We start from the raw sequence: 14,767 nt of genomic DNA on the forward strand, positions 1-14,767 counted from the left end.
GAGAGTTGAAATATGAATAATTTATTTGATTTAACAGGGAAAACCGCGGTGGCTGTTGGCGGAAATGGTGTATTAGGTTCAGCAATGGCAAAAGGTTTGGCTGATCACGGAGCGAAAGTAGCGATTGTTGGTCGTAATTTGGAAACAGCGGAAGCAGTTGTGAAGGAAATTATTGAAAATGGCGGAGAAGCCAAGGCGTTCCAAGCAGATGTTAGTTCTAAGGACTCTTTGGTTAAAGTTGCCAACGAAATTGAACAATGGTCTGGCGGCTGGGATATTCTATTGAATGCACCTGGTACAAACAGCCCAACTCCGTTTTTTGATTTAGATATGGACGAGTACGATAAAATTATGGATATTAACTTAAAAGGTATTGTCATGACTTGTCAGATCTTTGCGAAGCGTATGATTGAGCAAGAAAGAAAAGGAAGTATTATCAATATTTCATCCGTTTCTTCTACAACTCCTTTATCAAGAGTATTTACGTATTCTGTTTCAAAAGCAGGACTTAATAGTGTCACTCAATTCCTAGCTCGTGAATTTGCTACTAGCGGGATTCGTGTCAATGCCATTATTCCAGGATTCTTCCCTGCTGAACAAAACCGCAAAATTTTAGACAAAGGAAGAATTGCATCCATTATGGGTCATACTCCTATGGAACGCTTTGGGGAGGCTGAAGAACTTCAAGGTGCTACAGTATTCCTAGCGTCAGATAAAGCTTCAAGCTTTGTTACAGGTGCATTACTTCGTGTTGACGGCGGATTTGGAGCCATGACGATTTAATTTACACATATAGACTTATGCCACTCAATATCTTGTATAGTGGGTGGCTTTTAAAAATGTTTGGGGAAAGGAGATTAGACCATGTTAACAGAGAAATATAAGAAATTACAGTCGATTCTCCGAGAAATGGAAACAGTGGTTGTCGCATTCTCAGGCGGTGTGGATAGTACCTTTTTATTAAAAGCAGCCGTTGAGACATTAGGGAAAGATCATGTTCTTGCAGTAACAGCTGACTCAGAAACCTATCCCTCTAGTGAGCTTTTGGAGGCAAAAGAATTAGCTGAAAAAATCGGGGTCAAACACCAAGTCATTGAAACCTCTGAATTAGCCATCCCTGGCTACGCAGAGAATAATAAGAATCGATGCTATTTTTGTAAAAGCAGCTTATTTGATCATTTGATTCCGGTAATGGAAGAAAAGGGCTTTAATAATGTCATTTATGGTGTGATTGCAGATGACATGAACGAACATCGTCCAGGCATGCAGGCAGCTAAAGAAAAGGGAATCCGCGGACCGCTGCTTGAGGCAAACCTATTCAAAGAAGAAATCAGGGAGCTTTCCCAGCAGTTTGATTTGCCAACCTGGGATAAACCTTCGTTTGCTTGTTTATCTTCAAGAATTGCTTACGGTGAGTACATTACAAAAGAAAAGCTGACTAAGGTTGAAAAAGCAGAGGCTTACCTAAAAGGCTTGAAAATTCGTCAAGTACGAGTAAGGACGCATCAAGAAATAGCTCGGATTGAAGTAGAGCCCAATGACATGAAAATCGTCCTCGAACATCACGATAGTATTGTCAAAGAGCTCCAAGATTACGGCTATAAATATATAACATTAGACTTACTCGGATATAAAAGCGGCAGTATGAACAAAGTTCTAACTAATCTAGGTTAATAAGGTACTTAATTTTAATGGAGGCTTTGGGGAAAATCCAAAGCCTTTTCTATTAACGTAATAGAAATAGAAAAAATAGACAATTATAATTGACAACATATATATTGTTTTTTGAAAAGGAAGATGAGTATGCCAAGAGAATTTGTAATTGGGCTTGATATCGGAACGACTAGTGTAAAAGCGTGTATATTTTATTTAAATGGAAAATTAGCAGCAGAAGTAGAAAAAATGAACTCTTTTCAATATCCACAGCCTGGCTGGTCAGAACAGGACCCAGTTGAAATTGAGCGGTCAGCTGTTCTCGCTATTCGGGAAGCGATTGAAAAAGCAGGTGTCGAAAAAGATGATTTGCTCGCTTTAGGATTTTCAGCGGCGATGCACTCCCTCATTTGTGTTCACGAAGACGGAAGACCTCTGTCTCCGGCAATCATTTGGGCGGATGGCAGAAGCACGGGGCAAGCAGAAACCATTAAGAAAACGATTGGAAGCAGTGTCTACGCAAAAACAGGAACACCCATCCATCCCATGACTCCGTTTTTAAAATTACTATGGATGAAAGAAACAAATTATCAGCCTTACCAAGATGCAGCTTTCTTTATGTCGATAAAAGAGTATTTAATCCAGTGCTGGTTTAATGAACGTGTAATCGATTATTCCATGGCGTCAGCGACAGGATTATTCAATCCCCAGACGCTTGAGTGGGAACAAGAGTTGTTAGAAATGACAGGGATTGGCAAGGAGCAGCTATCAGAGATTGTGCCTCCTACAAAAGTTTTGTCTGGTCTTAAAAAAGAAATCGCGGATGAAATGGGCATTAATCAAGAGATGCCATTCGTGATGGGTGCTGCAGACGGCCAACTGGCAAACCTAGGGATAGGTGCGATTCTACCTGGTGAAGTTGCTGTTTCGGTTGGTACAAGCGGTGCGATTAGACAGATTAATCAAGGTGTAAAAATTGATGAACACCAAGAAACTTTTTGTTACTCCTTTACAGCAGAGTCATCGATTGTAGGCGGCCCGACAAACAATGGTGGTATCGTATTACAATGGTTAAAAGATCTTTTAAATGACCAAAGGGATTTTACAGATTTCTTAGGGGACGCAGAAAAGGTGGCTCCTGGTGCTGAGGGAATTCTTTTCTTGCCTTATTTAAATGGGGAAAGAGCGCCAATTTGGAATCAGCAGGCAAAGGGCAATTTTTATGGCGTTTCGATTACCCATAAGAAGGAGCATTTTATCCGAGCAGTTCTGGAAGGCATCACGTTTAATCTCTATCAAATCGGGAAAGCACTGGAAAGGCTGGCTGGTGAGCCTAAGAAAATCTACGTTAACGGTGGATTGGCAAGATCACCGCTCTGGCTGCAAATGATGGCTGACATTTTTGAAGCAGAAATCTATGTCTCAGAAAGTCATCACAGTGCCGCATGGGGAGCCGCTTGGACTGCATTAGTGGGTATAGGTAAAGTGGATTCTTTTGAAGATATCAAAAAGAATATCCCAATGGGCAGCGGTGTTGTCCCTAATAAAGAAAACTCTTTACGATATAAAGCGATATATGAAAACTATGAAAAGCTTGCTAAGGATATGGTAAAGTACTTTTAATAGAGGTCTCTGATGGTCAAATCTCTTTCATCAGGTGTGCATGAAGGACAAAACTCGTAGAGGAACCGAAAGATTTGTCCTTCATCAGGGGTATGAAGGACAAAACTCGTAGAGGAACTGAAAGATTTGTCCTTCATCAGGGGTATGAAGGACAAAACTCGTAGAAGAACTGGAAGATTTGTCTTTCATCAGGGGTATGAAGGACAAAACTCGTAGAAGAACTGGAAGATTTGTCCTTCATCAGTGCCTTGAGGACAAAACTGGTTAAGAGTAACTGGAGATTAGTCCTCAATAAGGGGTCTTGGGGACAAATCATGTATAGCGGGACTGGAGATTAGTCCTCAATAAGGGGTCTTGGGGACAAATCATGTATAGCGGGACTGGAGATTAGTCCTCAATAAGGGGTCTTGAGGACAAAACCTGATAAGCGGGACTGAGGATTAGTCCTCAATAAGAGGTCTTGAGGACAAAACTGGTTAAGAGTGACTGGAGATTAGTCCTCAATAAGGTGATAGTCTGATTTTAAGCCATCCTCTAGAATCACACTAGACATAAAAAGGGGGGAATCGAATGCTTGAAGAGATTTTAGAACAAGTTCAAAAAGGTACCCTCAGTATTGCCGAAGCAAAAGAACAATTAGCGACGTTTGAAAATTTAGGCTTTGCAAAGGTAGACCATCATCGTAAGAAACGACAGGGCTTTCCAGAAGTTGTCTATGGCGAAGGGAAAACAGCTGAACAGATTATTTCGATTATCCAAGCACTAAGGGCAAGGAACAATCAGGTGATGGTAACAAGAATTTCAGAGGAAAAAGCAGCAATCGTTAAGCGAGCTTGTCCTGAATTTACTTATAATGAAGTCGCTCAAATCCTATTTTGGAAAGAGCAAAAAACAAACGAAAACACTCATGGATACATAGCAGTCGTTGCTGCAGGAACCTCTGATTTAAGGGTGGCAGAAGAAGCAGCAGTTACTGCAGAAATATTAGGAAGCAACGTCCATCGAATTTATGATGTTGGCGTAGCTGGGATTCATCGGTTGCTGAGTCATGCAGAAGAGATTCAAAAGGCGACGGTCTCTGTAGTGGTAGCTGGGATGGAAGGGGCACTGCCAAGTGTTGTTGGTGGACTCGTTTCTCATCCTGTAATCGCAGTCCCGACAAGTGTCGGCTATGGAGCTAACTTTAACGGGTTATCGGCTTTACTGACAATGTTGAATTCATGTGCTTCTGGAATTAGTGTTGTCAATATTGATAATGGCTTTGGCGGAGGGTATAACGCCGTATTAATACATCAACTTGCACAAAAAGGGGAAAGAAATGAAGACACTTTACTTTGATTGTTTTTCAGGAGTAAGCGGAGATATGGTTATAGGGGCTCTCATTGATGCAGGTGCGGACCCGGTCAAATTAGTAGAAGAATTAAAGAAGCTCCATATAGAAGATGAATATGAATTAACATGGAAAAAGGTCATCAAAAATGGGATTACAAGCACAAAGTTTGATGTGATTCTAGCTAATCATGATCATGGACACACTCATAGCCACGATCATGATCATGGTCACACACACCACCATGACCATAAACATTCACATAGCCATGACCACACTCATGACCATGAACACGCTCATACGCATGACCACACTCATGACCATGAACACACTCATGACCATGAACACACTCATACGCATGAACATACTCATGACCATGAACACGCTCATACGCATGAACACACTCATGACCATGACCACGATCATGCTCACCACCATCATCATGACCACCGTTCGTATAAAGATATTGTTAAACTAATTGAAGAGGCTGATTTTTCCCAACAAGTGAAAGATACGGCCTTGAAGATCTTTAAAAAAATTGGTGAGGCGGAAGGGCATATTCATGGAGTACCTTTAGAGAATGTCCATTTCCATGAAGTGGGTGCAGTAGACTCAATCATCGACATTATTGGGACATCCATCTTAATCCATCAGCTAGATATAACGCATATAAAATCATCAGCAATCCCTGTCGGAACGGGGAAAATTCGAATTGACCATGGTATCTATCCAGTTCCGGCACCTGCGACACTTGAGATTTTAAAAGGGATTCCGATTGAACATTCAGAGGTGAGGTTTGAGCTTACCACACCAACTGGGGCAGCAATTATTGCTGTTCTAGCTGAGGAATTCTGCTCCATTCCTTCAATGAAAGTAAACTCAATAGGTTATGGTGCTGGGACAAAAACCTTTAAAGACCGTCCGAATGTTGTTCGAGTCATCATTGGCGAATAGAATAAGGAGTATAAAAAATGAGTTCTCACCCTCCTAATTATGAACATCTTGATGATCAAATGATTAAAATGGAAGTTAATTTAGACAATATTCCTGGAGAATGGCTTGGTTACGTAATGGATTTACTTTTTGAAGCGGGGGCAAATGATGTTTTTTATACGCCAATTTATATGAAAAAAAACAGACCAGGAATCTTGCTTCAGTTACTTTGCTCTAATGAAAATCTAAATAAAATGAAAGAAATACTTTTTAAAGAAACAACAACTCTAGGTCTCCGGTATTATCCGCTAACCGTCCACCGGTTAGAAAGAGTATTCAACAAAGTGGAAACGGAGTGGGGGACTGTAACTGTAAAAGAAGGCATCCTCAATGGCCAAGTCGTGCAGCGGGCACCGGAGTATGAGGAATGTAAGAGCCTCGCACGTCTCCACGATATTCCATTAAAAAAGGTCTATGAAACGGTTTGGAAGGAAATAGATAACCAGAAGTAGATGTTGGCTCCATTTTCAGCTTTTGAAGGGGCTAGTGCCAGATGATATCTAATGTTTCCGTCTTTGATGGGTGCTTTGACCGTTAATTATGGCTTAAAATTTACAATTAATGTGATTTTTGTGGAAAATGAATGATTATGAACGACCTTAATTGGGTCGTTTTTTGTTTTGGACTTTTTTTGATAGGTTATGGACTATTTTTAGGAGGTTTTGGACTATTTTCAAGTAGTTATGGACTTTTTTCAATAGGTTTTGGACTATTAGACATTTTCTGGAAACCTAGACCCTAATTGACACAGGCGACAGTCAGTATATTACTGAAAATATCTCCTTCCCAGCCCATATTGACGGTAAAAAGCCTGAATGTTAAACTAAATCTAATTAATTAGTTCATTAAACAAACAAAAAACAATAATATCCTTCTATTAAATGAAAAGGCTTACCTAAATCTCTTAATCCTAAAAAAATCACAAATTTACCTAAAAAAACAATATATAAAATCATCCTCCCAGTTCGTAAAATGATAAGTAAGTAAACGGTTTCAATCGAGGGGGGATTCACTTGGATTATATTAAAAAGGTATTTAAAGCTATCGACTCTATTTTCGAAAAATTCACTTTACTATTCTTGGTAGCTTTAATTTTTGTTGTAACCACACAGGTTATGACACGGAAATTATTTAATTTTGTATTCTTTTGGTCCGAAGAAATTACACTGTTACTGCTAGCATGGTTCGCCTTTATGGCCATTGCGATAGGCTTTAGGGAGTATATTCATTTAGGTATTGATTCCTTCACCAACCTATTTCCTAAATCCTTTAATAAGGTCTTAGATAAAATCATTCATGCTTCCGTTTTTGCTTTTGGTTATTACCTCGTAGTCCAGGGATGGGAATTTACATTGTTGACGGCGGAATCGACTCTTCCAGCAACAAAACTTCCGAGCAGCATCACCTATTTGGCTATGCCAGTCACAGGTATTATGATTTGCGGTTACTCACTCCTGCAATTCTTTAATATTAACACAACAAGACATAGGGATTTGGAGGAGGGTTTATAAAATGGACACGAACACAATCGGAATTATCATCTTACTATCAAGCTTTGTTATTCTAGTCCTGCTGCGTTTTCCGATTGCTCTTACGCTTGTGGCATCGTCCTTGCTAACAGTAATCTATATGAAAATTCCGCTTCCGGTTATCGGCCAGCAAATGATTCAAGGAATGAACTCCTTTTCCTTGCTAGCCATCCCATTCTTTATCCTGACAGGACAAATAATGAGTGAAGGGGGACTTGCAACAAGGATTGTAAATTTTGCGAGTTTACTAGTAGGAAGAATACGTGGCGGACTTGCAATGGTTAATAGTGTGGCTGCCTTGTTTTTTGGGAACATCTCAGGGTCTGCAGTCGCAGACGTTTCATCCGTTGGATCTGTTATGATTCCTATGATGAAAAAGAAAGGATACGAAGCAGATTATGCGGTGGGTGTTACCATTGCTTCGGCTATCCAAGGTGTAGTGGTACCTCCGAGTCATAACTTGGTCCTTTACTCGTTAGCTGCCGGGGGCGTATCCATCGCCAGTCTATTTATGGCAGGCGTTGTACCTGGATTCATTATGTTAATTTCTCTTATGATTACTTCTTATATTATTGCTAGAAAACGTGGATACGGGAAAGCAGATCCAGTGCCAAAATCACAAATTGGCGGTATTCTCTTACACGGTCTTTTATCCTTAAGTCCCGCCGTCATTATACTGGGCGGAATTATGAGCGGCTGGTTTACGGCTACTGAGTCTGGTGCGTTAGCATGCTTATATTCTTTTATTCTAGCATTCGTTATTTATAGAGAAGCACCGATCTCAAGTATCGGGAAAATACTTACAAGAACAATGAGAACGGTTTCGATGGTATTTTTCTTAATTGCGGCATCTGCATCCTTTGGATGGATACTCGCCTATTTGCAAATTCCTGCTATGGTAACCGACCTGTTCTTAAGTATTTCTGATAATCCACTAATCATTTTATTGATTATCAATATTTTACTGCTGCTTCTTGGTGCACCAATGGACATGGCACCAATGATATTAATCATGACACCGATCCTTCTTCCAGTTGTAACGAGCTTTGGTATGGATCCTGTCCATTTCGGGATTGTCCTAATCTTAAATGCTGGAATTGGCTTATTAACACCGCCAGTTGGAACCGTTTTATTTGTTGGCTGTGCGATAGGGAAGGTCTCGATCCAGCAAGGTACAAAAGCTATGATGCCATTTTTCTATGCTTTACTCGTTGTTCTGTTAATTATCACCTATATTCCAGAGGTTGTAATGTGGCTTCCAAATATGTTAGTCAAATAGCCTGTGGAATGGTGAAGATTATATAAAAAAATAAAAAGGGGTGTAGATTTTGATAAGCAAAAAGTTTACAGGTATTTTAGCCGCAACACTTTTAATGGGCACAATCCTTGCAGCATGTGGCGGGAAAGAAACAACTAACACAAAGGGCGAGGGGAACAAGGAAGAAGAAAAACCATCCTATACATTCCGCTTAGCTGACAATCAGCCGCCTGATTATCCAACTGTCCTAGGTGACAAAAAGTTCGCTGAATTAGTTGAAGAAAGAACGGATGGACGTATCAAAATTGAAGTATATCCATCAGCTCAATTAGGAGATGAAAAATCTGTTCTTGAGCAGGTTCAGCTGGGAGCTATCGAATTTACACGTATCAACTCCAGCCCGCTTGCCGAGTTCAATAATCAATTTACTCCAATCGGACTCCCTTATGTATTTGAGAGCGAAGAACACTTATGGAGTTTCTTAAATGGGGATATGGGAACAAAATTACTAGATGGTCTTGAGCAATCTAAGATGAAGGGATTAGCTTATTACGATTCAGGTTCACGTAGTTTTTATTCTACGAAAGAACTTAAAGGTGTAGAAGATCTAAAAGGACTTAAGATTCGTGTTCAACAAAGTAAAATCAATATTGATTTCATGGCTGCCTTAGGTGCAAGCGCTACTCCAATGCCATATGGTGAAGTTTTCAGTGCCCTTCAAACAGGTATCATTGATGGAGCAGAAAATAACCTGCCAAGTTTAGATTCATCTAACCATTATCAAGAGGCTAAAAACCTGATTCTTGATCATCACCAACGTATTCCTGAAGTTCTTTTGATTAGTAAAGTAGCTTGGGATAAGCTTGACGCAGAAGACCAAAAGATTGTTAAACAAGCAGCCCTTGATTCTGTTGAAACACAAAGAGCAGAGTGGGATAAATATGAAGAGAAATCTACAAAGAAATTAGAAGACGCAGGTGTTACATTTACTGAGGTTAAAAATCTTAAGCCTTGGACAGATGCTGTAAAGCCTATGATTGATGAATATTCAAAAGAGTATAAAGAAGTAATGGATGCGATTGAAGAAGCACGTCCATAATCTTTGTTTACAAAAATGCCTAGCTGGTAAGTTTACCCATTTACCAGCTGGGTCTTTTCTGTTTTGATAATAGGAAAGAATTAGAAAATTAATTAGGAAGTGGAAAGAATGCGGCATCGCTGGAAAAAGGCAGAAGAATTTATTGAGCGTTATATTCTCTTAAAGAATCAATCACTGATGATGAAGCTTTGCATTTTTTCTAGTTTCCTGGTTATTTTTCCAGTGCTTTCAGTGGGAATTATATCCTTTAATCGCTCTTCCGTAGAATTGGAAAACGAGCTTCGCCAATATAGTGGACAAATTATTGATCAAGTAGAATCACATATTGAATATTATTTACAAGAATTTGAAATTACAAGCTTGAAAATTATCAACTCTCCAGAATTATCCAGCCTTTTTAAAAATGAAAAAAGTAATCATGTGGTGGAATCAGCAAGGAATACACTCAGAAATGCTGCGTATTCTCGTGCAGATATTTCTAATATAACTGTGTTGATGGATGATGATATTGTCATTGATACTTTGGGGCTCCGGAATTACTATCCTGCGACCAATATAAAAGAAGAATATTGGTATTCATCCGTACCATTAAACGGAATGACGATGCTGGTAACGAGAACTCTTAAACTTAAGAATAAAGAGCAGCCGGTTATATCACTTGTCAGGAGGTTATACAATCCTGATACGCTAAGGCCTGTAGGAATGCTCGTTATCGATATAAATTTCAGAAGAATTGAAGAAATTTCAAATAAAGTAACAGTGAGCAGGAATGGGTATTTCTTCATTTTAGATTCAAAAGGGCATTATGTCTATCATCCCGATTATTCAAAGCTTGGAAAAGAGGTCGAATTTAGCCAGCTTTCACAACTTCAAAATAACGAAAGCAGTACACAAATATTAAAGAACGACCGGAAGGATTTTGTCACCTACACCTATTCCCCAAATATAGGCTGGAGTTTCTTTACGGCGGTGCCCTATAAAGATTTAACAGGGGGAATTATTCAAATCGGAAGAACGATTGTTTTGACGATTATCATTTCATTAATGATTGCCTACACAGTAGGATTTGGCTTTGCAACAAGCTTAGTTCGCCCAATACGACGCCTGCAAATGTTTATGAGGGAAGTTGAAATTGGAAACCTTAGCGGTCAAGTTCCAGTAGAATCAAATGATGAAATTGGTCAGTTATCGGCTGGAGTTAACAATACTGTTGAAAAACTATCCAATTTGCTTGAAGAAGTATATGTCTCTAAATTAAAAGAAACAGAAATGTCACTCAAACAGAAGGAAATTGAAATAAAGATGCTGCAGTCTCAAATGAACCCTCATTTTTTATATAACTCCCTTGAGACGATTAGAGGGATGGCATTAGAAGAGGGTCAGGAAAATATTGCAACGATGTCCTTTTCCCTAGCAATGCTTCTTCGCTACAATCTTAAAAATGATTCAGCCACCGTAAGCCTGGGAGAAGAAATTAAGTTTTGTCATACGTATCTTCAAATCCAGAAATTCCGTTTTGAGGATCGATTCGAGTATAAGATTGATATTCCTCCATGGGCAATAGAACAGCAGGTAGTCAAGTTTTCACTACAGCCACTAGTTGAAAATTGCTTCGTTCATGCCTATGGGCAAAGCTTTAAAAAATTCAAAATTACCATATCAGTCGTTCCCCATTCTGTATCTTCTTTTGCGATAAGAGTAGAAGATACAGGTGCTGGTATCCCGAATCACAAGTTAGAAGAACTTACTAGGAAGCTTGAACAGAAAACGACAAACTCAGATGGGAAACATATTGGATTATTAAATGTCCATCAAAGGATTCATTATGTGTTTGGAGCAGAGTATGGACTTGCAATCAGAAGCCGATTGGGAACTGGTACAGTGGTCGAGATGCAGCTGCCCATGAAGGAAATTACAGAGGGAAGGGAAATCGGATGAAAAAAGTCTTGTTAGTTGATGATGAGAGGTGGGTACGAACCGCCCTTAAATGGACAATCAATAAATTGAATCTTCCCTTAGTGGTTGTCCATGAATGTCAAAATGGATTAGAAGCATTAGATTGGATAAAGATGAATGATGTTGACCTTATATTAACGGATATCCGAATGCCAATTATGGATGGTCTAGCTTTGGTTAAGGAACTGAGTATTCTAAACGGGGAATATGATGTTATTGTAATTTCTGTCCATGATGAGTTTCAGTTTGTCCAGCAAGCAATACGAAGCGGTGTAACGGATTATCTTCTTAAACCGATTGAGGAGAATGAAATAAAGGTTTGTCTAGAGAAATGGTTAAATGAAAAAGGTAACGAAGGTGATACGAGTAATCATACACTTCCTGACAATGATAATGTTCCGTTATCAACGATTGAACGAGTATTGGATTATATAAATAAAACTCCTCTTGATCAAATATCGTTAAAAGAAGCGGCAGAGAGTATTCACATAAATCCCAGTTACCTCAGTCAATTGTTCAAGCAACAGCTCAATAAAAAATTTGTTGATTATATAACGGAGTTGAGAATTGAGGAAAGTAAACGTTTATTGCACAATACAACATTACGAATGTCAGAAATTGCCGAAAGAGTTGGATATTCTGATTTAGCCTATTTTAGCAATAATTTTAAGAGAATAGTGGGATGTTCTCCATCAGAGTATCGGAATAGTAAAAGCAAAACAGGGGATGGAAATCTTATTAATAGATAAAATGGATCAGAAACTTATATTTCTGATTCTTTTTTTTTGTATCTGTGTGTTAAAGCTCATTAATGACTTTATAAGCAGGAAGAAAGTCATGGGTATTAATAACTGAAAATTCTAAATATAAAAAAAGTACAAATATACCTAAAAAAACTCACTACTTGATAGACTACTCTGAATTATATCATTGAACATAGAAACGCTATCTTAGATTTGTAAACGCATTCAATTTAAAAAAAGGGAGGAAGAAAAATGGCTTCATTATCAAAACAAATTAAAAAATCTTCAAAATTAAGAAAAAAGCTGCTCGCAACCGCACTAACTCTATCATTAGTTGCTCCAGTTATTGGACCACAGGCAATTTTTGCAGATGAACAAGGATATACAGGTGAAGAAGGAGAAGCTTCGCCATATACTGGCCGGGGTGCAATAACAACTTATAAAATTGCAAAAGCTGAAGGCCAGCCAGAAATTGAAGTGGCAACTCAAGATAGAATTCTTGAAATTGACGGCAAATATTTTAGAGATGCCAATGGCAATAAAAGATTAGATGGATACGAAGACTGGACAAAGCCAGTTTCAACACGTGTCGCAGATTTGATTAGTAAAATGAGTCTTGAGCAAAAAGCTGGATTGATGTACATAAATACTCATACTCCAGTAGCAGATCCGGCAGATGGGAAATTTGTAACCCCTGCTAACAGTAAAATCGTTACTGAGCAAAAATTGCGCCACGTTATTTACCGTCTATCTCAAAACTTAGGCGATATTGCCAATTATAATAACCAAATGCAACAATTAGCAGAGGGTCTAGAATTAGGTATCCCGGTTGTGATTACTTCAAATCCAAGAAACTCTGCCTCAACAGATTATACCAATATTACAAATGTTCAGGATCAACATACTTTCTGGCCTGGAACATTAGGTTTTGCAGCGGCTCGAGATGTAGAAGCTGTTGCTGAATTTGCGGATATTGCCCGTCAGGAATGGAGAGCTGCTGGTATTCGTAAGGTTTATGGATATATGGCTGACGTTGCAACAGACCCACTTTGGGCAAGAATTGAGGAGACATTCGGCGAAGATCCAAAACTAGTTGGCGATATGAATTATGAAATCGTTAGAGGATTCCAAACTGAAGAACTTGGCAAAGACAGTGTAGCCATCACAGTTAAACACTTCCCTGGCGGTGGAGCTCGTGATGATGGACAAGACCCTCACTTTGAAAACGGCAGCTTTAACATTTATCCTACTGAAGGAAGTTTGGAGAAATATCATATTCCTCCTTTCCAGAGAGCGATTGAAGCTGGTGTGGCATCTGTAATGCCATATTATGCATATCCAAGTAATGATAGTGCTAATCAAGGTTTAGAACCGTATAGTGAAACTCAGCAATTCGAAGAAGTTGGAATGACTCTAAATAAAGGAATCATAGATTACTTGCGTGAAGGTCTTGGTTTCAAAGGATATATTAACTCTGACTCAGGTGCAGTTGCTGGCAGTGCATGGGGTTACCATGAAGATGAAAATGGAAATCCAATTTCAGGGGCACAAAAAGTTGCAAAAGCACTACAAGCAGGAACTAACATTATTTCAGGTGGAGCAACACCAGAATTAGTAATTGAGGCTGTAAACGCTGACCAAAGTCTTGAATCAAAAGTTGACGAATCAATCACTTATACACTATCAGAAATGATGACATTAGGTCTATTTGAAGACCCTTATGTAAATCCTACTGAAGCTATTGCTGCGGCAAACAATGAAGAACATAGAGCATTAGCGTATGATGCACATCAAAAGTCAGTCGTTCTAATGCGTAATGATAAAATCGATGGTGGTAAAAAACTATTACCATTAACTAATGGAAAGTTAAAAGATGTTAAACTATATGTTGAGGGATTTGTTGGAGTTGCAGCACCAAGAAGCTTAAAAGGTGAAGAAGCTGCAAAATATGTAGCTGATAATTCTGCCTTACAATCTGCTGGATTTACTGCAGACTTAAAGAAAACACTTACAGAAAAATTCCCTAACATCGAATTAGTTGAAAGCGTTGAGGAAGCAACACATGCTTATGTATATGTAAAACCAACTCAATCGAACTGGGATAATAATCCACGTATTGATATTAATGAAACAACTGGAATATCTGATGTAGACCGAATTGTTAAAATTCAAAAAACTGTTCCAACCATCACTGCTTTAAACTTTACGAACCAATGGCTTATTAATGAACTTGAGCCAAATGCTGCAGCATTAATTGGTACTTTTGGTACACTACAGGAAGCTGTATTTGACGTAATCACTGGAAAATTCAAACCTGTAGGAAAACTTCCATTCGCTATTCCAGCTAGTGCAGAAGCGGTAGAAAAAGAAGTTGGGGATGTTCCAAGCTTTGCGCCTGAAGAATATGCAGATTTCGAATATGTGAATAAAAATAATGACAAATACGAATACGGATTTGGTCTTTCTTACAGCGATGGCAACAACGGAAAAGCTGTAGGTAAACCTGACCATGCTGGAAACAAGAAATAGTAAGGTATAGAAGAAATAGGAGCTGTCCGACAAGATTCAAAATTACGATGACTC

12 protein-coding genes are annotated in these 14,767 nt (G+C 38.9%); all 12 read left to right on the plus strand.

Annotated elements, in window-relative coordinates; translation table 11 throughout:
* The first annotated feature begins 12 nt into the window (after positions 1-12).
* The 12 genes from M3189_RS20590 to M3189_RS20645 all read left to right on the plus strand — a co-directional run bounded on the left by M3189_RS20590 (position 13) and on the right by M3189_RS20645 (position 14,713).
* A complete protein-coding gene (locus tag M3189_RS20590; protein WP_251637326.1) occupies positions 13-783 on the plus strand; it encodes an SDR family oxidoreductase in 771 nt (256 codons plus the stop codon).
* Between the two features lie 81 nt (positions 784-864).
* Positions 865-1,674, plus strand: a complete 810-nt coding sequence (gene larE, locus M3189_RS20595) for an ATP-dependent sacrificial sulfur transferase LarE (RefSeq protein ID WP_251637328.1) — start codon at positions 865-867, stop codon at positions 1,672-1,674.
* Positions 1,675-1,803: 129 nt separating this feature from the next.
* Complete coding sequence (locus M3189_RS20600; protein WP_251637331.1) at positions 1,804-3,276, plus strand: gluconokinase; 1,473 nt, start codon at positions 1,804-1,806, stop codon at positions 3,274-3,276.
* 570 nt (positions 3,277-3,846) lie between these two features.
* On the plus strand, positions 3,847-4,614 hold the full coding sequence (gene larB / locus M3189_RS20605) for a nickel pincer cofactor biosynthesis protein LarB (protein WP_251637340.1): 768 nt from the start codon (positions 3,847-3,849) through the stop codon (positions 4,612-4,614).
* Positions 4,595-5,560, plus strand: coding sequence for a LarC family nickel insertion protein (locus tag M3189_RS20610; RefSeq protein WP_251637342.1), 966 nt, complete (start codon positions 4,595-4,597; stop codon positions 5,558-5,560). The genes larB and M3189_RS20610 overlap by 20 nt, the downstream gene beginning before the upstream one ends.
* 17 nt (positions 5,561-5,577) lie before the next feature.
* Entirely contained in the window at positions 5,578-6,051 is a 474-nt protein-coding gene (larC, locus tag M3189_RS20615) for a nickel insertion protein (protein WP_251637344.1), read from the plus strand.
* 561 nt (positions 6,052-6,612) lie between these two features.
* A complete protein-coding gene (locus M3189_RS20620) occupies positions 6,613-7,110 on the plus strand; it encodes a TRAP transporter small permease (RefSeq protein WP_251637346.1) in 498 nt (165 codons plus the stop codon).
* A 1-nt stretch (position 7,111) separates the two neighbouring features.
* Positions 7,112-8,407 carry a TRAP transporter large permease gene (locus tag M3189_RS20625; protein ID WP_133370284.1) on the plus strand — a complete coding sequence of 432 codons (1,296 nt, stop codon included), beginning with the start codon at positions 7,112-7,114 and terminating at the stop codon, positions 8,405-8,407.
* 49 nt (positions 8,408-8,456) lie between these two features.
* Positions 8,457-9,485, plus strand: coding sequence for a TRAP transporter substrate-binding protein (locus M3189_RS20630; protein WP_251637348.1), 1,029 nt, complete (start codon positions 8,457-8,459; stop codon positions 9,483-9,485).
* Positions 9,486-9,593: 108 nt separating this feature from the next.
* Positions 9,594-11,423 (plus strand): sensor histidine kinase, encoded by a 1,830-nt coding sequence (locus M3189_RS20635; RefSeq protein WP_251637351.1) that lies wholly within the window; start codon positions 9,594-9,596, stop codon positions 11,421-11,423.
* Positions 11,420-12,190 carry a response regulator transcription factor gene (locus M3189_RS20640; RefSeq protein ID WP_251637353.1) on the plus strand — a complete coding sequence of 257 codons (771 nt, stop codon included), beginning with the start codon at positions 11,420-11,422 and terminating at the stop codon, positions 12,188-12,190. The genes M3189_RS20635 and M3189_RS20640 overlap by 4 nt, the downstream gene beginning before the upstream one ends.
* A gap of 246 nt (positions 12,191-12,436) precedes the next feature.
* Positions 12,437-14,713, plus strand: a complete 2,277-nt coding sequence (locus M3189_RS20645; protein WP_251637355.1) for a glycoside hydrolase family 3 protein — start codon at positions 12,437-12,439, stop codon at positions 14,711-14,713.
* The last annotated feature ends 54 nt before the right edge of the window (positions 14,714-14,767 follow it).

This window comes from Neobacillus niacini (genome assembly GCF_023715415.1).
Classification (GTDB): domain Bacteria; phylum Bacillota; class Bacilli; order Bacillales; family Cytobacillaceae; genus Neobacillus; species Neobacillus niacini_C.

Excerpts from the sequence above, each read along its gene's own strand:
- M3189_RS20590 (WP_251637326.1), top strand. The coding sequence starts at position 13 with ATGAATAATTTATTTGATTTAACAGGGAAAACCGCGGTGGCTGTTGGC.
- larE (WP_251637328.1), top strand. The coding sequence starts at position 865 with ATGTTAACAGAGAAATATAAGAAATTACAGTCGATTCTCCGAGAAATG.
- M3189_RS20600 (WP_251637331.1), top strand. The coding sequence starts at position 1,804 with ATGCCAAGAGAATTTGTAATTGGGCTTGATATCGGAACGACTAGTGTA.
- larB (WP_251637340.1), top strand. The coding sequence starts at position 3,847 with ATGCTTGAAGAGATTTTAGAACAAGTTCAAAAAGGTACCCTCAGTATT.
- M3189_RS20610 (WP_251637342.1), top strand. The coding sequence starts at position 4,595 with ATGAAGACACTTTACTTTGATTGTTTTTCAGGAGTAAGCGGAGATATG.
- larC (WP_251637344.1), top strand. The coding sequence starts at position 5,578 with ATGAGTTCTCACCCTCCTAATTATGAACATCTTGATGATCAAATGATT.
- M3189_RS20625 (WP_133370284.1), top strand. The coding sequence starts at position 7,112 with ATGGACACGAACACAATCGGAATTATCATCTTACTATCAAGCTTTGTT.
- M3189_RS20635 (WP_251637351.1), top strand. The coding sequence starts at position 9,594 with ATGCGGCATCGCTGGAAAAAGGCAGAAGAATTTATTGAGCGTTATATT.
- M3189_RS20640 (WP_251637353.1), top strand. The coding sequence starts at position 11,420 with ATGAAAAAAGTCTTGTTAGTTGATGATGAGAGGTGGGTACGAACCGCC.
- M3189_RS20645 (WP_251637355.1), top strand. The coding sequence starts at position 12,437 with ATGGCTTCATTATCAAAACAAATTAAAAAATCTTCAAAATTAAGAAAA.